Origin of the sequence: Sulfurimonas autotrophica DSM 16294 (assembly GCF_000147355.1) — a bacterium.
GTDB classification, from domain to species: Bacteria; Campylobacterota; Campylobacteria; order Campylobacterales; family Sulfurimonadaceae; genus Sulfurimonas; species Sulfurimonas autotrophica.
The window spans coordinates 718,407-736,752 of record NC_014506.1 but is presented as its reverse complement, the minus strand read 5'-3'; the positions used below and the strand labels follow the sequence as shown (position 1 = coordinate 736,752).

At 35.7% G+C, this 18,346-nt stretch carries 18 protein-coding genes; 4 read left to right on the top strand and 14 right to left on the bottom strand.

Annotated elements, in window-relative coordinates:
- Positions 1-2: 2 nt before the first annotated feature.
- From SAUT_RS03825 to SAUT_RS03805, 5 genes are read right to left on the bottom strand one after another with little or no spacing between them, the layout of a single operon-like run.
- Positions 3-353 (bottom strand): hypothetical protein, encoded by a 351-nt coding sequence (locus SAUT_RS03825; protein ID WP_013326556.1) that lies wholly within the window; start codon positions 351-353, stop codon positions 3-5.
- Positions 340-1,143 carry an indole-3-glycerol phosphate synthase TrpC gene (gene trpC / locus SAUT_RS03820; protein ID WP_013326555.1) on the bottom strand — a complete coding sequence of 268 codons (804 nt, stop codon included), beginning with the start codon at positions 1,141-1,143 and terminating at the stop codon, positions 340-342. The genes SAUT_RS03825 and trpC overlap by 14 nt, the downstream gene beginning before the upstream one ends.
- A complete protein-coding gene (locus SAUT_RS03815; RefSeq protein WP_013326554.1) occupies positions 1,140-2,435 on the bottom strand; it encodes a tetratricopeptide repeat protein in 1,296 nt (431 codons plus the stop codon). Before SAUT_RS03815 ends, trpC begins: the two co-directional genes overlap by 4 nt.
- Positions 2,428-2,808 (bottom strand): YkgJ family cysteine cluster protein, encoded by a 381-nt coding sequence (locus tag SAUT_RS03810; RefSeq protein WP_013326553.1) that lies wholly within the window; start codon positions 2,806-2,808, stop codon positions 2,428-2,430. The genes SAUT_RS03815 and SAUT_RS03810 overlap by 8 nt, the downstream gene beginning before the upstream one ends.
- A complete protein-coding gene (locus SAUT_RS03805) occupies positions 2,796-3,491 on the bottom strand; it encodes a tRNA1(Val) (adenine(37)-N6)-methyltransferase (RefSeq protein ID WP_013326552.1) in 696 nt (231 codons plus the stop codon). Before SAUT_RS03805 ends, SAUT_RS03810 begins: the two co-directional genes overlap by 13 nt.
- Positions 3,492-3,543: 52 nt before the next feature.
- Here SAUT_RS03805 and kdsB point away from each other — a divergent pair, with 52 nt between their 5' ends.
- Positions 3,544-4,260, top strand: a complete 717-nt coding sequence (kdsB, locus tag SAUT_RS03800) for a 3-deoxy-manno-octulosonate cytidylyltransferase (RefSeq protein WP_013326551.1) — start codon at positions 3,544-3,546, stop codon at positions 4,258-4,260.
- Between the two features lie 63 nt (positions 4,261-4,323).
- Here kdsB and rpsO read toward each other — a convergent pair whose 3' ends face one another.
- On the bottom strand, positions 4,324-4,599 hold the full coding sequence (rpsO, locus tag SAUT_RS03795) for a 30S ribosomal protein S15 (protein ID WP_013326550.1): 276 nt from the start codon (positions 4,597-4,599) through the stop codon (positions 4,324-4,326).
- A gap of 190 nt (positions 4,600-4,789) precedes the next feature.
- Here rpsO and SAUT_RS03790 point away from each other — a divergent pair, with 190 nt between their 5' ends.
- Genes SAUT_RS03790 through SAUT_RS03780 form a run of 3 tightly spaced genes read left to right on the top strand, consistent with a single transcriptional unit; the run spans position 4,790 to position 8,491 of the window.
- On the top strand, positions 4,790-5,194 hold the full coding sequence (locus SAUT_RS03790) for an RrF2 family transcriptional regulator (RefSeq protein ID WP_013326549.1): 405 nt from the start codon (positions 4,790-4,792) through the stop codon (positions 5,192-5,194).
- Positions 5,195-5,214: 20 nt separating this feature from the next.
- Positions 5,215-7,401: a flagellar biosynthesis protein FlhA gene (flhA, locus tag SAUT_RS03785; RefSeq protein WP_013326548.1), complete on the top strand. Its 2,187-nt coding sequence runs from the start codon at positions 5,215-5,217 to the stop codon at positions 7,399-7,401.
- 10 nt (positions 7,402-7,411) lie between these two features.
- The gene (locus tag SAUT_RS03780) at positions 7,412-8,491 is read left to right on the top strand and encodes a DHH family phosphoesterase (protein ID WP_013326547.1); all 1,080 of its coding nucleotides are present in this window, start codon (positions 7,412-7,414) and stop codon (positions 8,489-8,491) included.
- A gap of 11 nt (positions 8,492-8,502) precedes the next feature.
- Here the strand turns inward: SAUT_RS03780 and SAUT_RS03775 are convergent, their stop codons facing one another.
- The 8 genes from SAUT_RS03775 to SAUT_RS03740 form a co-directional block, all read right to left on the bottom strand.
- Positions 8,503-9,888 carry an N-acetylmuramoyl-L-alanine amidase family protein gene (locus SAUT_RS03775; RefSeq protein WP_013326546.1) on the bottom strand — a complete coding sequence of 462 codons (1,386 nt, stop codon included), beginning with the start codon at positions 9,886-9,888 and terminating at the stop codon, positions 8,503-8,505.
- Between the two features lie 6 nt (positions 9,889-9,894).
- Entirely contained in the window at positions 9,895-10,986 is a 1,092-nt protein-coding gene (locus tag SAUT_RS03770) for a nitronate monooxygenase (RefSeq protein ID WP_013326545.1), read from the bottom strand.
- Position 10,987: 1 nt separating this feature from the next.
- A complete protein-coding gene (tyrS, locus tag SAUT_RS03765) occupies positions 10,988-12,187 on the bottom strand; it encodes a tyrosine--tRNA ligase (RefSeq protein WP_013326544.1) in 1,200 nt (399 codons plus the stop codon).
- Between the two features lie 22 nt (positions 12,188-12,209).
- A complete protein-coding gene (locus tag SAUT_RS03760) occupies positions 12,210-14,363 on the bottom strand; it encodes a RelA/SpoT family protein (protein WP_013326543.1) in 2,154 nt (717 codons plus the stop codon).
- 4 nt (positions 14,364-14,367) lie between these two features.
- Positions 14,368-14,589: a DNA-directed RNA polymerase subunit omega gene (locus SAUT_RS03755; protein WP_013326542.1), complete on the bottom strand. Its 222-nt coding sequence runs from the start codon at positions 14,587-14,589 to the stop codon at positions 14,368-14,370.
- Positions 14,590-14,608: 19 nt separating this feature from the next.
- The gene (gene pyrH / locus SAUT_RS03750) at positions 14,609-15,316 is read right to left on the bottom strand and encodes a UMP kinase (protein ID WP_174250634.1); all 708 of its coding nucleotides are present in this window, start codon (positions 15,314-15,316) and stop codon (positions 14,609-14,611) included.
- An 83-nt stretch (positions 15,317-15,399) separates the two neighbouring features.
- Complete coding sequence (locus SAUT_RS03745) at positions 15,400-15,993, bottom strand: GGDEF domain-containing protein (protein WP_013326540.1); 594 nt, start codon at positions 15,991-15,993, stop codon at positions 15,400-15,402.
- A gap of 60 nt (positions 15,994-16,053) precedes the next feature.
- Complete coding sequence (locus tag SAUT_RS03740; protein ID WP_013326539.1) at positions 16,054-18,342, bottom strand: molybdopterin oxidoreductase family protein; 2,289 nt, start codon at positions 18,340-18,342, stop codon at positions 16,054-16,056.
- Positions 18,343-18,346 lie beyond the last annotated feature (4 nt).

Here is an 18,346-nt window from a genome sequence, read left to right as displayed (position 1 = left end):
GTTTAGTTCTTCGGATTTTCATAAAATATATAAGGCGTTGAAAAGTTACTGATTTCAAAATAAACTTTTTTTTCACCGTTGTCAACTACATAGTTTTCATTTGTATCAATATAACCATAGCCGTAGCGGTAACTTCTCGGTACACTGCCATCTGTACTGGTAGCCGTTGTGAGTTTATCAATTTTTATAAATCTTTTAACAAGCTTGCCGCCCATATATATATCAAGTACGCCGTTTGTTCCAGTCCAGTTTTGAATAGAGCGTCCTATTTTATTTTGTGCTTCTTGTGTACATCCGCTAAACATTAACACTGCTGCTGCAACAAGCAGCATGATTATTTTATTTTTTATCATAATTTTCTCCGTATTTTAATTTTTTCAGAGCTGTTTCTTCATCTTCTTGACGCATTAATGATTCACCAACTAAAAATGCATCTACACCCGCTTTACTCAGATCTTCCAACTGTCCATGCTCATAGATACCGCTCTCTGCAACAATAATTTTGCCGTTTGGAATAAGAGGAATCAATTCATAAGAAAGATTCATATTCATCTCAAACGTCTGCAGATTTCTGTGGTTGATGCCGATGATGTCAGCACCTGCATAAATAGCTTTAACCAAATCTTTTTTATCATGCACCTCAACTAAAACTTCCAACCCTAAATGTCTTGCATAGCCCAGTAACTCTTTAAGCTCTTTTTTGCTTAAAGCTGCAGCAATAAGTAAAATAAAATCAGCCCCAAAAACCAAAGCTTCAAGTACCTGATATTTTGAAATTATAAAATCTTTTCTCAAAAGCGGCACAGAAACATATCTTCGAATACCCGCGAGATAATCTAGCGAACCTTGAAAAAAATGTGGCTCAGTTAAAACAGAAATGGCACTTGCCCCGCCGCGTTCATACGCTTGTGCAATAGCAAGAGGATCAAAGTCTTCACGAATCACACCCTTAGACGGCGATGCTTTTTTCACCTCAGCAATAATTCTGTAGGGATCTTCCTCCGTTGCTTTTAAAAACGGTATAACATCACGAGGTTGTCTAGCATTAAAAGCCAATGAGCGTCCTAACCAATCTAGCGAAAATTCTTTCTCTCTTTCTACTAAGTCTTCTTTTGTTTTTTTGATAATATCATCTAAAATCATTTTTTCTTTTTACCTTTTTTTTGTTGAACTAACTTTTTATAGCATTTGTCTATCTTCTTTACATGTAACAATATTTCAGAATTGTCTCCACCTTCCATATTGACTACTTTATCCATTATTTTCTTTGCTTTATCACACTGATGAAGCTTATAATAACCCCATGCTAAAGAATCCAAATAAAATGCCGAATCAGGGCTGTTTTTTAAAACTTTTTTAATGTAATTCATCCCTTTTTTAATATTGACATTATGATCAATAAGAATATAGCCCAAGTAGTTTAAATACAGCGGTTCATCCGTTTCATTGGTAACTTTTGTCAACTTTTCTATCACGGATGTCAAAACTTTTTTGGACATCTTTTTACTATGTGCTTCATATTCATAAATTGCACTTTGTCCCAAATATCTTATATCACCCGTATCTTCATAAAGTTTTTGAGCAAGCGCACTCGCTTTTGCATAATTTTTTCCCGTAACATAAAGTTCTAAAAGCACTCCATCATCAGCTTTTGTCTCTTCTAAAAAATCTATGAGTTTTACATAATCTCTTTTATAGGCATATATTTGAATGATTTTTTTTGCTACTGCTTTGTCTTTTTTTAAATTGTAAAGTCTTTTATATACAGACAGCAACCCTTCAATATTATTCTCATTACTGTAAATCCCGATCAAACGCTTACAAATAAGTTGTGAGCACCCATGAATGCGGGTATGTGTTTCGAGGTAAGCTATTGCATCTTTTTTTCTGTGTAAATTCACATAAAGAATAATTGCCATTTTATCAAGTATTTTTTCATTATATTCTTTCATATATGCACTGTCTAAATATTTTAAAGCTACATCATACTCTTGATTTTTAATGTATACATCACTTGCCAAAAGATAATCATCTGCTTTTTGTGTGTTTTTTGCAAGAGAAATGGCTAGTTTTTTTGCCTCATCAAGTTTTCCCATTTCAATCAAAGCAATAGTTTTCAGTCGTACTAAAATTGGATCAGATAAAGAGTCACCTGCAATTGCATCAACTTTTTTACTAACTTTGACATTTTCTTTTGCCAACAAGTAATTCTGCAGTGAACGATACAGATACTCTTTTTTTGATGATTTTTCATATAATTCTTCAAAACGTTTTGCTGCGATTTTATAGTGCTTTGTTTGTTCAGCATTAAGCGCCAACATAATATAAAAATCTTCCCCCTCAAAGGCTTTTTCATCTGGTTTTATCGGTTTTGGGTGCATTGAACATGAAATAAAAAACAGTGACACCATTGCTAGCAGTAAAATTCTAATCATCTATTATTCCTGGACACTCAAGGTTTAACTCATCAACTCTTGTTTTATAATAATCCCAAAAAGGAAATGTCTTACACTGATTTGGACGGGCATTATATATTTTACATCCGTTTGATTCTCTGTCATAAAAAACACATTCGTATGAGTCATTAATTTTATTCTCTTTTATAGAGTATTTGTAACCCTTTTTAAAGAGATATTTTAACGCAAATTCATTAACATCCATCTCTAAAACTTCTGCAATAGCGAGAATCTCATTTTTTGTTACATATATATAACCACTCTCACCCGTACAGCATCTCCCCTCACATGTAGAGCAGGCACTCGTATCAAAAGCATACGGATACTCTTCTTTTTTTATTATATTTGACATTTTATACTCTGTGTATTGGCTTTTTTATATATATTTTGTACTTTTTTTGAAGGTTCATTCCCTTCAAAACTGATAAACGGCGGCCAGACCTTGATCATAGACTTTGAACCGTTTCTTGCATGTATCATCACTAGTGATGCACTCCTGTCAATTTTAGGATGCACAAACTGCACATCAACAATTTTCATTTTTACTTTATCAAGCTCTGCGCAGACAAGCCCGAACTGTGTGGCATCATAACAAAATATAAAATGCGATTGCGGGCGTAACAGGCGCGATACCTTTTGAAAAAATTTATCTAAAGGCAGATTAACATTATAGCGTGCATTAAATAACATCTCATTTTGGCTTTTTTGTACACCTGCAGGATAAAACGGCGGATTGGAAATAATATAGTCATATTTGTTTTTTTCTGTAAGTTCCAAAAAATCACACTCATAAAGTTTATAAGATATATTATTGACCCTTGCATTTGTTTTACAAAAGTGTATAAAAGCCTCTTGTTTTTCTACTGCCTCCAACTCTACTTTTTTGTTGTCTCTTGCAACGAGCAGACCTACAATTCCACACCCTGCGCCCACATCCAACACTTTGCCTTTAGGATGAAAAGAGTTGATAAAATCATATAAAAACAGAGAGTCACTGTTGTAACAGTAACCGGAATCTGGCTGATAAAGAAGCATGAATTAAAGTCCCTTGGGTTATAATATTGCAATTATATCTTAAAGGCTTTAAATGATAATTATTCCTGCACGCTTAGCTTCCTCGCGTTTCCCACAAAAAGTTTTAGCAGATATCGGCGGACTGCCGATGGTAGTGCGAACAGCAAAAAGAGTTGCCCATTTAGACAGAGTTGTCGTAGCTGCCGATGATGAACGCATCATAGCTACATGTAAAGAGTACGGCATAGAAGCAATGCTTACTTCAACGACACATAAAAGCGGTACAGACAGAATCCATGAGTGTGCTACGATTTTAAACCTGGACGATAATGAACTTATCATAAATGTTCAGGCAGATGAGCCTTTTATAGAGCCAGATGTCGTAGAATCACTGATGAAAAAGCTCAAACAACTCCAAACAGATAAAGAAGATTTTATTATGGGAAGCTGCTATAATTCTATCAATGCAGAGGCTGCAACAGACCCGAATCTCGTAAAAGTCGTGCTTAATGAAAAAAGTAATGCCATCTATTTTTCTCGCGCAAAAATACCTCACAATCAAAGCGGAGAAGCTGTTTATTTTGGACATATCGGCATTTACGGATTTTCTAAAAAAAGTTTGAAAGATTTTTGTTCGTTGCCTGATGCTCCCATTGAAGACATTGAAAAATTAGAGCAGCTGCGTGCAATTTATCACGGAAAAAACATAGCTATGGTAAAAGTGGCAAGTACAGGTTTTGGAATTGATACAGAGGATGATTTAAAAAGAGCAGTTGAGATTTTTTTGTAAAAAAGTTTACATGTAAAAAAAGCCCCAAATAATGGGACTTAAATATAAGAAAAAGTTTAAAACTTAGATATTGTCGCGAATACCTAAATCTTCGATTAGTTTTGCATAAGCATCTTTGTCTTTTCTTTTGAAGTATTTCATCAAACGACGACGTTGACCAACTAATTTTAGTAGTCCTAAACGAGATGCATGATCTTTTTTGAAAACTTTTAAGTGATCAGTTAATTCTTTAATTCTTTCAGTTAAAAGTGCAATTTGAACTTCACTTGAACCAGTGTCGTTTTCTTTGCGACCGTATTTCGCAACTATTTCTTGTTTTTTAGCCGAATCTAAAGCCATAATAGCCTCCTGATGGGTATAATAATCTAACTCAAATGCATAGTGCAGAAGAATTGAAGCGTGATTATACCAAAACTTTTCTTTAAATTTTATTTTTATATTTCTTTTGTATAAATCATCATCTTATATAGTAATAAAACAGTAATTTTAGATATAATATAATTTTAAAAGTCTAAATGAAAGTAAATATATGCTTATAACCCGTGCCAGCGAATATGCCATCTTGTCACTTATACTGCTCTCAAAAGCAGAATCTCCAATGGATAGTGACACTCTCTCTAGAGAACTCTCTATTTCTAAAAGCTTTTTGGCAAAAATACTTCAGTCACTGGCAAAAGCGCAAATATTAAACTCCTATAAAGGTGTGAACGGCGGTTTTGCTTTAAAAAAAGAGCCTCAAGATATTAATATGCTTGAAGTTGCATCTTGCGTGGAAGGCAAAGCTCCTGCCGTTTTTGAATGTGCTCCATCTTTAGAAGACTGCCCGTCTGAAAAAGCCAGCACATGTTCGATATGGCCTTTTTTACATAAACTCCAAGGTAAAATAGATTTGTTTTTGGCAAATTTAACTTTGGCAGACTTATTAAACGACTAAACTTGGTGAGATAGTACAACTTGGCAAGAAAACTGACAACAAAACAAAAAATTGGAACTTCACTCAACTTTTTACTAGGGAAACGTGATCTGGGTGTTGTCATTTTTGTAATGGCAATATTAGCCATTATCATAGTACCTTTGCCCTCTTCAGTTTTAGATGTTTTACTGACGATTTCTATTGCCCTTTCTGTTTTAATACTTCTTATATCACTTTATGTTCCAAAACCGACAGACTTGACAACATTTCCAACTCTTATACTTGTTTTAACACTTTTTAGACTCTCTTTAAATATTGCAACAACCAGAATGATTTTAAGTCACGGCTATGAAGGGCCTGAAAAAGTCAGTGACGTTATTACAAGCTTTGGTGACTTTGTTGTCGGCGGAAATTATGTTATTGGTATTATTGTTTTTTCTATCTTGGTACTTATCAACTTTATGGTTATCACCAAAGGTTCTACAAGGGTTGCAGAAGTTGCAGCACGTTTTGTACTTGATTCTATGCCAGGAAAACAGATGGCGGTGGATGCCGACTTAAATGCCGGCTTAATTGATGATGCCGAAGCAAAACAGCGCCGTGCAGAAATTCTTCAAGATGCCAATTTTTACGGAGCAATGGACGGTTCGTCAAAATTTGTCAAAGGTGATGCTGTTGCCGGCATTATCATTACTCTTATTAACATAATCGGCGGATTTTTAATAGGTGTTTTCCAATATAGCATGAGCGTCTCTGACAGTGCCTCAGTATTTACTCTCTTAACAATAGGTGACGGTCTTGTAAGTCAAATTCCTGCACTTATAATATCAACAGCAACGGGTATTATGATTACACGTTCATCTAACGATGGTGGTAGTTTTGCCGAAAGTACCATCTCGCAAATGATCGGCAATGCAAAAATCTTGATGATAGTCGGCTTTATTATGTTTTTATTTGCTCTTGTACCTGGTCTGCCAACTGCCTCTATGGGATTTGTCGGGATCCTTTTTGCTCTGCTTGGATGGTCTATATACAAATATGAAAGAGGTGAACTCACCATTTTAGATGTCGAAAACATGCTCGGCGTGAAGACAAAAGAAGAGATAGAAAAAGAGAAAGAAAAAATCAAACCGAAAAAAACAAATGAAGAGATTGCCAAAGAAGAAGAGAGTGCACTGGAAGACATTCTCAAAGTAGAAATGCTTGAACTTACTCTTGGCTACCAGCTTATAAAACTCGCCGACAGTTCTCAAGGCGGTGATTTACTCGAACGTATTCGTTCAATGAGAAGAAAAATTGCAAGTGATTTTGGATTTTTAATGCCGCAGGTCAGAATTCGAGACAATCTTCATCTCAAACCTAATCAATATCAGGTTCTGCTTAAAGGAATTGCCATTGGAGAGGGTGAGATTATGCCTGACAAATTTCTTGCTATGGACAGTGGTATGGCAACAGGGGAAATTCAGGGTGAACCGACAAAAGAACCTGCTTTTGGGCTCGATGCGATATGGATAACTCCTGAACAAAAAGAAGATGCAATTATAAACGGTTATACGGTTGTTGACCCGGCTACAGTTATATCGACACATATGAGCGAACTGATTAAACGCAATGCTGAAGAGCTCTTAACCCGTCAAGAAGTACAGTCGCTCATCGACAAAATTAAAGACGATTATCCGGTAATTATTGATGATGTATTAAAAGTAGCTTCTATTGGTTTAATTCAAAGAGTCCTAAAAGCACTGCTGCATGAAAAAATTCCACTTAAAGATATGCTTACAATTTTGGAAACGATTGCAGATATTGCAGAATACACAAAGAATGTTGACCTGATAACTGAACAGGTTAGAGCAAAACTCTCCCGTGTTATTACACAAATGTATGCAGGTGATGACGGTGTCATCAGGCTACTAACATTTGATACACAGACAGAACAGCTGCTACTGCAAAAATCGCAAGAACAAGACGGGGTAAGAAACCTTATGCTCAATGTAGGAGAGATTAATGCCTTGATCCAGGCAACAAGTACAAAAGCCGCAGATTTACTGCAAAAAGGGGTATCACCAGTCATCATTATCGTTGATCCACAAATCCGTCGCAGTGTTGCTGAAATATTTGAGAGATTTTCTCTTGATGTCGTCACACTTTCTCATGCAGAAATTGATTCGAGTGCAACCTTTGAGGTTATGGGCTCTATTTCAATTCAAACACAAGAAACAAACAATTAAAAGGGTAAAAATGAAAAACAGAACAATCCACCATCTCTCACACATTGACTTAGATGGATATAGCTGCCAGCTGGTTATGCAGTATACACCATACAAAAAGTTAAATTATAATGCCAATTACGGACCGGAGGTAAAACAAAAACTTGATTTAATTTTGGAAAATATCAGAAAAGCCAAAAACAAAGCCTATATTTTAATCACAGACTTAAATCTTACGGCTGATGAATCAAGATGGCTCTCTCATGAAGTAAAAAAGATGAATGACAACTCTTTTGACGTCAAATTACAGCTTTTGGACCATCACGGAAGCGGCGAAGAGAGTGCAAAAAAGCATGAATGGTATTATCTTGATACAAGTCGCTGTGCAACAAAAATCACCTATGATTATGCAAAAGAGCACTTTGAACTTGATGAGCCGGTATGGATGGAAAAATATGTTGATGTTGTCAATGCCGTTGATTTATGGAAACAAGAAGAACATGATAATTTTGAATACGGAAAAGTATGCATGCGTCTTGTCACTGAAACAAGAGAGCTTAACCGCATCATGTTTCCCCAAGAAGACTCAGAATATAAACTCACTCTCCTACATAAAGCTGCTAGTTTAATCCACGAGCCTGATGCACCTATCTTGCTGGATGATAAAATACACTCATTGAAAAAAGATTTTTTCAAAAGAAATGAAAATAATACGCTTGACAACCTTGCTACGCGTTATGTAGTAGAGCTACTAGGTAAAGCCCGTGATGAAAAAACAATTTACTACAAAGGCTATAGAGGCTACCTTAGTTACGGTGTAGGAAATACTTCTATAGTCGGTAACGGTTTTTTAACGGCTTACCCTGAATATGACTTTATAGTAGATGTCAGTTACCGCGGAACTATGAGTCTGCGTGCAAATAACAATGTAAGCGTTTCACAAATTTCTAAAGAGTGGGCAAACGGCGGCGGACACCCTAATGCAGCAGGTGGAAGGATCATGGGCTTTAAAGAACAGTTCCGTTATGACAAAGTAAAGCAGCAGATTGAAAAAATCATCAACGACAAAGAAGCCGTTGCCGGCGATTTGGAGTATAAAAAAGAGGACTAAGTCCATCTTTTTTAATTATTTATAAAATACCTTTCTACTCCGTTTGCAAGCCCTTTTGCCATCGTCTTTTGATATTTTCTGTTTACAAGTTTTCTAGCCTCATCCGGATGCGTAATAAAACCGACTTCTACCAAAACAGAAGGCATTTGTGCACCTACAAGTACCCAAAATGGTCCTTCTCTTACACCTGCATCTTTCACATTTTTATATCTGCTTTTAAGTGTTGATAACGCACCTCTTTGCAAATCAATTGCCAGCTTATTAGATGCTACTATATTATGAGAGTTGATAGTATTTAAAAAGCTTTGTTTTCCATAATAATCCATCTCATCCAAATCAGCAGAATTTTCCATTGCAGCTACTTTTTTAGCTCTGCTTGAGCGTGAAGTTGAAAGAAAATAACATTCTAGTCCACAAACTTTTTTGGCATCTTTTCGCCCCACAGCATTGGCATGAATACTGATAAAAATATCTGCATTTTTTTTATTGGCATATTTTGTTCTGTTTCTCAGTTTTATAAAATGATCACCCTCTCTAGTCATATATACTTTGTATCCACGTGAGCGCAAAATATTTCTTAGCTCTCTTGCTATGCTCAGCACTACCACTTTTTCTCTGTATTTTCTATATCCGATAGCTCCGGGATCTTTTCCGCCGTGTCCTGCATCTATAACAATAATCTTATCTCTGTCCAATCTTTTGGGCGGTGCTTTTTTGTACTTCTTTGATGCAATCGCAGTTTTGGCTTTTTTTGATTTATTGGCTACTTTTATAGAAAGCTCTTTAGCTTTTTTTGTAAAACGTACACTCAGAGGAGTTCTATTTTGAATGACAAGTCTTAAAGTATTCGGATTATATTGTGCCAGCTTTATTTTATCAATACCCTCTTGTCTGAGCGTCGTCGAACTCTTTAGCATAGAAGCATGAATATCAAAAATATATTTATAGACTCCCTTTTTTCTATCATGCAGCGTAAAATAGTTTACCTGATTTTTCTTAAGATTTTTGTCAAATCGTAAAATCAATCGTCCATTTTTAAAACGCACAGCACTTAATTTATGAGAAGATTGAATCTTAATGACTTTTTTTGTTTGATGTCTTTTTTTAGAAGAGTGTGTTACATGTATTGCTTGTTTATACTCTTTTTCATATTGTTTCACGTCAATATGGAGTTTATGTCCGCTGTATACTATACCTTTGAGTGCAGAATATTTCAGTTTTTTGTCATTATTCATTAATGCACGTAAGTACAAATTCTTATAATCATTATATGCACGAAATTGATTACTTTTACTCGAAGATTTTGAAAAAGAATCTGCCCTTTTCAAAATTTCCAGATTACTTAGGGCATGCAGAGTAGTAATAAAAAAAAGTACGAGAGCAACAACTTTTATCATAAAATATTATTCGCCCTGCATCAACTTGTCAATAAGTTCTTTTACTGTAATGATTTCATTTAATTTATAGCCGTTTGTTCCTGAGAAAAAGAGTCCTGTTTCCAAGTTGCCCTCATAGGCATCACTGAGTCTGTCCGCTATACAAAAACCGACGACTTTAGCCTCTTCTCCACGGTTACATGGTGCGACACAATTTGATATACATTTAATAGCAGGACCTTCTCTTTTTTCTACCAAATGTGTCAAGTTTGTTACGACACCTTGTGCAGGATAGCCCACAGGAGAGCCCATAAGCTTAATATCACCCTCTTTAGCATCAAGTAAAACTTTTTTAAAGTTTGCATGTGCATCACATTCAAATGTTCCAATAAAGCGTGTACCCATCTGAACACCGCTGGCACCGAGTTCCATCATTGCTTCTATATCATTTTTATCCCATATACCGCCCGCAGCGATAACAGGCATACCACCCCATAATGCAGCCTCTTCAACAACAGGTTTTACAAGATTTTCAAGCTGGTATTCATCCATTGAACACTGCTCATATGTAAACCCTTGATGCCCGCCGCTTTTAGGACCTTCAAGGATTACTGCATCAGGAAGACGGTTATATCGTTTTTGCCATCTTTTACAGATTATTTTTAACGCTTTAGGTGATGACACAATAGGTACAAGCGCTACATCAGGATACCCTTCTGTAAATTCCGGCATATTTGTAGGAAGCCCGGCTCCTGTAATGATAATATCTATACCTGCTTCACATGCATCACGTACTACACGTCCGTAGTCATTAATAGCATACAAAATATTTGCAGCTAAAGGTTTATCACCACAAATTTTTCTGGAATTTTTCACAATTTCATGAAAACCCTCTTTCGAATAAAAATTCACTTCACTCAAAGGTCTGTCCGCCACCAATTTTTTTGCAAATTCTTTATCTTTGTAGTAACCTGTTCCAACAGAACTTATAACACCGAGTCCGCCTTCTTTTGAAACAGTTCCGGCTAATTGATCCCAGCTGATACCGACACCCATACCACCTTGCACTATTGGCTTTTCTATTTCATATTTACCAATTTTTAAAGACTTGAAACTCATTTTATTTAACCTTTAACTTTGCAAATTTTCTTTTTCCAACCTGTAACAGGTACTCTCCGGATGACAACTCTAATTTATCATCAGAAACTTTTTCTTGATCTATTTTAACACCACCCTGCTTAATATCTCGTCTTGCCTGAGATGTTGAGGGCTCCATGTTACATTCTAGCAATGCTTTTGCAATCCAAATCGGTCCATCACAGCTAAATTCTGCAATATCACTTGGAATTTGACTTTTTGAATGCACTTTATCAAATTCCACTTTTGCATTCTCTGCTACTTCTTTGCTGTGAAAACGTGCTGTAATTTCCAATGCCAAATCTTCTTTGACTTTTTTAGGATGCAGCTTTCCTTCTTTAACCGCTGTTTCAAGTTCTGCTATTTCATCCAAACTCTTATCACTCAATAGTTCAAAATAACGCCACATAAGCTCATCAGATATACTTAGAACTTTACCAAACATATCATTTGGTTTATCTGACACACCTATGTAATTACCCAATGACTTACTCATTTTTTGTACGCCGTCAAGCCCTTCTAAAATAGGCATCATCAAAACAGCCTGCTGCTTTTTAATGTCATACGCTTTTTGCAACTGTCTACCCATTAAAAGATTGAATTTTTGGTCTGTTCCGCCTATTTCAATATCAGACTTTAAATATACACTGTCATAACCCTGCAACAACGGATACATAAACTCACTTGTAGCAATTGCCACATTTGTTTTAAATCTTTTTGAAAAATCATCACGTTCAAGCATACGTGCCACTGTTAAATTAGATGCAAGTGATATTAAATCAGATGCACTCATTTTCCCGAGCCAGTCATCATTATAGACTATATCTGTTTTACTCTCATCTAAAATTTTAAAAGCCTGTGTCGTATAGCTCTCAATGTTTTTAATAATATCTTCTTTTGATAAAACCTTACGTGTAGCATTCTTACCCGTCGGATCACCGATTGTCGCCGTAAAACTTCCTATCAAAAACTGTACACGCGCACCGTATTTTTGAAATGTTGCAAGTTTTTGCAAAAGAACTGTATGTCCAAGGTGCAAATCCGGCGCTGTAGGATCAAAACCCGCTTTTACCATATATGTTTTACCCTCTTGAAAATAAGCTTTTAAAAGTTTTTCTATTCTCTCGTTGTCAATAATCTCTGCACAACCTCTGTTTATCTCTCTTAAAGCTTCATCTATCATCTATTATTCTCTCTATATTGATTTAATTTTTATAAGCATCGTCAGTTCTAACCAAATTGACAACTTTTATTTTTGACTCTATTTTAACACGAAGTGAGTTAATATCAGCTTCTTTTGACTCAAAAACCAGATCACAATACTTAATATAATCAGAATTGTCTTTTCCTAATTCGATTGAGTTAATATCTACATCGAGTTTTACCAGAAAACTTAAAAACTCAGCTAAAGCACCTTTTTCATTATGAAGAGAAGCAATAAGCTTGTATCTATATATTTTTTCTTGTTTCCATCGGACAAATACCATTGGCTCATTTTCTTCAAGCATTTTTGCAGCATGATTACATAGTTTATGATGTACATGTACTTTTGTTTTGTCTAAAAAGCCCATGACTTCATCACCATATTTTGGATGACAGCAATAATCAAAGACAATGTCGGTAATATTTGTCGTAGAATAAATCTCAAGACCGGTAATTTCATAACGCTTAAGCTTAAATCTATGACGAGAAATAAAATTTTTAAACCTGTTATTTTTACTGATATCCGTTATATATTTGTGAATAACATTTTTAAAATGTTCTATATCATTAGGAATTGAGGTCACACTGTCACAATGTTGCTTAACAAACCATTCCTGTACTCTTGAATGATTCAAATTCATTGCCGTAGCAACTATGTTTATAGCCATTTTTGCATTAATTTCACGAATTCTTGCGTTACAGTTTAATTTCATATTTGTTTTGGCTTTTGAGGTTTTTACGGCATCAATCCAAGAACATCTCGTAATAATTTCATCACCGGTAATAATTTTTACAATATCTCCGTTATTTAATTCTGTAAGTAATGAAGCTTTTGTTTTGTTTACTAAAGCATTTACAGCTTTATTGCCGACTTCAGAGTGCACAGCATAAGCAAAATCAAGTGCCACAGCACCGCGAGGAAGGGTAAAAGCATCCCCTGTTGGAGAAAAAACTGAAATATCTTCAGAATATAAATCATTTTTTATAAGCGCATAAAAGTCCTCGACAGATTCATTTTGATACTGCAGGCTATTTAACCAGTCAAGCTTAATGTTATTCCCGCCACTTTTATATTTCCAATGCGCGGCAACACCGAGTTCTGCAGTTTTATGCATTTCATAAGTTCTGATTTGCACTTCAAAAATTGTAGCATTGTGAAAAACTGTCGTATGAATAGTTTGATATCCATTGTCTTTTGCTACAGCAATATAATCCTTAAATCGTGATGCAAGCGGACGAAAGTTTAGGTGAATCAGGCCCAAAATCGTATAACATTTCACAGGGTCGGTTGTAAGAATTCTCACGGCAAGAAGGTCCAGTACCTCATCAATACTCACACCTTTTCTTTGCATCTTTAGATAAATGGAATACTTATGCTTAATTCTTGAGAGAATCTCAAAATCATCTTCACAAAAACCATTTTTGACAAGAATCTTCATAATTGATTCTTTGATAGCATTGAGCTTCATCTCAATAGCATGATAGTTTGTGTCAAGATAATTTTCTATATGGTGTTTTTCTTCCGGAAATAGATAACCAAAACTCAAATCTTCAAGCATATTTTTTAAAAATGAGATTCCAAGCCTGTGTGCAATAGGAGCGTATACAACCAAAGTCTCTTCAGCAATCCGTTTTTGTTTGTGTCCAGGTAAAGCGTCCAACGTCAACATGTTATGCAGCCTGTCACAAAGCTTGACAACTAAAACCCGAACATCTTCAATACTTGCAATCAGCATTTTTCTAAAAGAAAGTGCCGATACCACAAGTTTTTCATCAGAATTTGATGGAATAAGTTCATGATCTCTAATAGCATCAATTTTTGTAAGACCAGCCACTAAATGAGCAACATCTTTACCAAATAAATCTTCAATTTGCTCAATGGTAATTGGAGTATCTTCTACAACATCATGTAACAATGCGGCAATAGCCATGGACTCATCATTGGTTATAGATGCAACAATAGAAGCTACTAAAATGGGATGAATAATGTAAGGTTCACCGCTCTTTCTATACTGTCCCTGATGTGAATCTATAGAAAATTGTAAAGCCTTTTCAAGCGGTTGGCTTTTAGGTATTTGAGAAAAAAGATAAGAAGTCGCAGATTCAATATCATGAATATGTTTGACTTTTTCTATATCTACTTGACTCAGAGGCAAAAGATTACTTTTCTTTGTCTGTAAAGCCTTTAACCGTTATAAGGCCTTCAGCTATTTCCATCAATGCTAAATCAGCTGATTTAATATTGCTTGTATTGACATTTAATTTGCTTGGAGCACCATTTTCTAACTCATCACATCTCTTCGCAACTGCAATTGCCAATTGATAGCGGTCCATATTTGGATGGTCTTTTAAAACTTTTGCTGTTAATTCTTCAACTTTCATTCTCTGTTTTTCCTTTAGTTTATTTTACTATTGAGCAGTTACTCATATTTCCGTTCAAAATATCTAACAAATTTCCTTGCTTTGACATGTCACAAACAATAATTGGCAAACTATTGTCTTTTGCCAATGCTATAGAAGTATCATCCATAACCTTAATATGATCTTGTAATGCCTGATCATATGTAAGTTCAGCTAATTTTACGGCATCGCTGTATTTAGCAGGGTCTTTATCATAGACCCCATCAACTTTTGTAGCTTTAATTATAACTTCTGCACCAATTTCAACAGCTCTAAGTGTTGCTGCTGTATCTGTAGTAAAAAACGGATTTCCCGTTCCTGCTGCAAATATAACTACGCGTCCTTTTTCAAGATGACGCGTCGCTTTACGATTAATGTATGGCTCTGCAATTTGTTCCATTTTAATCGCTGTCTGCATACGAACCTGCATTCCGGCATGTTCGCAAGCCTCTTGCATAGCTACACCGTTAATCACAGTTGCAAGCATCCCCATATAATCACCAGAGGTACGCTTAATAATTCCATCTTGTGCGGCAGTAACACCGCGGATAATATTTCCGCCTCCGATGACTATACCGACTTCAATACCTGCATCAACAAGAGTTTTAATCTCTTGGGCTATATACTTTAAAATCTTTGTATCGATTCCATGACCTGCTTCTCCAGCAAGAGCTTCACCCGAAAATTTAACTAAAACACGTTTGTTTATCATGCATATACCTTTTTATAAAAATCTGGGTATTATACTTAAAAATGGCTTTTGTTTTGCTTTGGACGTTTTAGAGATGCTTTTTAATCTATATCAATAGCCTCGTTTCTTGCCTTTTCTATTAATGAATCAACATCATTCGCTTCCTCTGGGTACTTACATGTACCTATAGAAATTTTAAAATCTATATTGTACTTTGTATCGAGCTCCGGTGATTCTGCGAAAGATTCTTCCACCCTTTTAAGCACAATATTATAGTTTCTTTCTTCAAGGTATTCGTTAAAAACAACAACAAAGGTATCATCACTCATATGTCCTATGATATCTTCATCACGCGTGCTTTGCAATAATCTGTTGCTCGCTTCTAAAATAAATTCTTCCGCTAAAACCTTAGCATGCAGCTTAACTTCATGATAATTTTTTATTTTTACCAACATAATTAAAAAAGACTTGTCATGCCTCAATGCTCTGTCTATTTGTTCAGAAATAACAATTTTAATATTTTCTTTATTTGGTAATGAAGTCACAGGGTGATAATAGGCATTTTTTATCAATATATTTTCATTTTCTTGACGTTTTTGAATAGTTTGTTTATATCTCAAATTAAAAAACAGACTCACCAATAAAAGTGCTATAACTAAAAATATGTAATATTGGTACAGTTCACATTCTTGCATAATTATCACCGCCATAATTTTGGTTTAATTTATTGTAACATAAAATATCATTATTTTGACTTATACTTTTACGTCCTCTTTTTCCTTATGCGTAACACCCTCATAGACTACTTTATGGTGTGCTATAGCTCCGCTGGACTGTTCTTTTTCAATTGTTAAACCCTCAGGAACCTCAACAGAATGAAGTTGAATAGCCGTTTGTTTAAAATTTGGTTCACCTGATTTTGGACAAAAACTTTCATTTGTCAAAGTGTTCACGAGTTGCTCATTAAAATGAAATGGAACAAAAACTGTCCCTTCTCGTACACTTGATGTCACTCTAACTATAACATCATCAACCCGCCCGCGAGGAGATGAAAGACTCATCCTGTCTCCACTTTTAACCTTCAGTTTTTGTGCATCTATTGGCGATATATCCACCCACGCTTCAGGAGCAAGGTTATCAAGTATAGCTATATCTCTCGTTTTGGTACGGGTATGCCACTGCTCAACCGTACGCCCGGTATTTAAAATCACCGGAAACTCAGGGCTGACAGGCTCTGCCATCGGATACCACTCTGCACAAACCAGATTCGCTTTTTTATCGGCTGTTCTAAATGGAGTATCAGAAGAGTAGAGTCTTTTCGTTCCTTTTGGGTGCTCTTCATTACAAGGCCATTGAATCCCGCCAAGTTCTTCTATAAGCTCATAACTCATACCGCTGTAATCACACAGCTGCCCTTTTGAGACTTTTTTCCACTCTTCAAAAGCATCTCTAGGTTCACTCCAATTTGGAAAGAGCATTTCATTGACCCCTTCAAAATATTTAGAAAATTCTATTATGATATCAAAATCACTTTTTGCTTCTCCGATAGGTTCTACTGCCTTATTTGCTTTGTTGCATCGTCTTTCACTATTGGTGTAAACACCCTCTTTTTCACCCCATGTAGCTGCTGCAAAAACTACATCCGCTATTTGTGCGGTATCACCTAAAAATGCATCCTGTACGACGAGCAAATCAAGTTTTGCCAGAGTTTTACGCAATTTATCCTGATTTACAAAAGAGACCAGTGGGTTTGTAGCCGTTATCCAAAGTGCTTTTATCTCTCCTCTGTCTATTGCATCAATTATTTCAGCATATTTGTATCCACGCTCACGTGGAATAATATCTTGCGGAACATTAACAATTTGAGCATACTCTTTTAAAGCCTTTTCATCTCCGTAATTTCTATATCCCGGCAGAGATGAAGTAAACCCTGTCTCTCTTGTACCCATAGCATTACACTGCCCTGTAATACTAAAAGGACCTGTTCCCTCACGCCCGATATGCCCGGTTAAAAGGTGCAGATTAATGATTGCACTGACCGTATCTGTTCCCATAAATGACTGATTTATTCCCATCGTCCAACCTGTGATCACTTTTTCATTTGAGACAAATTCACGCGCAAGTTCATACAAAGTTTTTACATCAATACCCGTAATATTTGCCACTTCTTGAGGCGGATAATCCTGCAGGTGTTTTTTCAGTTCTTTCAAACCGTTTGTATTTGCTTTTATATACCCTTCATCTTCCCATCCCTGTTCTAACACAATGTATGCCAAACCATTATAAAGCGCCAAATCGGTGCGAGGCCTTACAGGCACATACACATCAGCCATTTGTGATGTCTTTGACGCTCTAGGGTCAATAACTATCACTTTTTTCTTTGGATTCTTGTTTACATGTAAGGTTAATATTGGATGATTGTCTGCAATATTTGCCCCGACCAAAAATATGGTGTCTGCGTGTTCAAAATCTTCATAAGAGCTTGTAGGACCGTCACTACCGAGTGACTGTTTATACCCCATAACGGCTGATGCCATACATAAAGTGGTATTTCCGTCATAATTATTTGTACGAAGTCCCAATTGGACAAATTTGCCCAAAGTATAGAACTCTTCTGTCAAAAACTGCCCTGTTCCTATAACTGATACAGCTTTGTTTCCATGCTCTTTTTGAATTCTTTTAAATTCATTGCTCACTTTTGTAAAAGCTTCATCCCATGTTACACTTTGTAACTCTCCATTACGTTTAATAAGCGGTGTTTGGATTCTATGCGGAGAGTTTATCATTTGGTGCTCGCTCAAACCTTTTGGACAAAGTGTACCCTGATTAACAAAGTGTTTTGGGTTTCCTTTTGTATAGACTGCTTTGCCATCTTTAACACCAATGTAAAGACCGCAACCAACACCGCAATATCCACAGGTTGAAAAAACCCATTTATCTGGTTTTTTTTCATCAGCTATCATCCCAAATGTATCATCATGAGAAAGTTTATATTTCTCCTCTTTTATATCAAAACCCAAAAAATCTTTTATTTTAGTTATCATCACA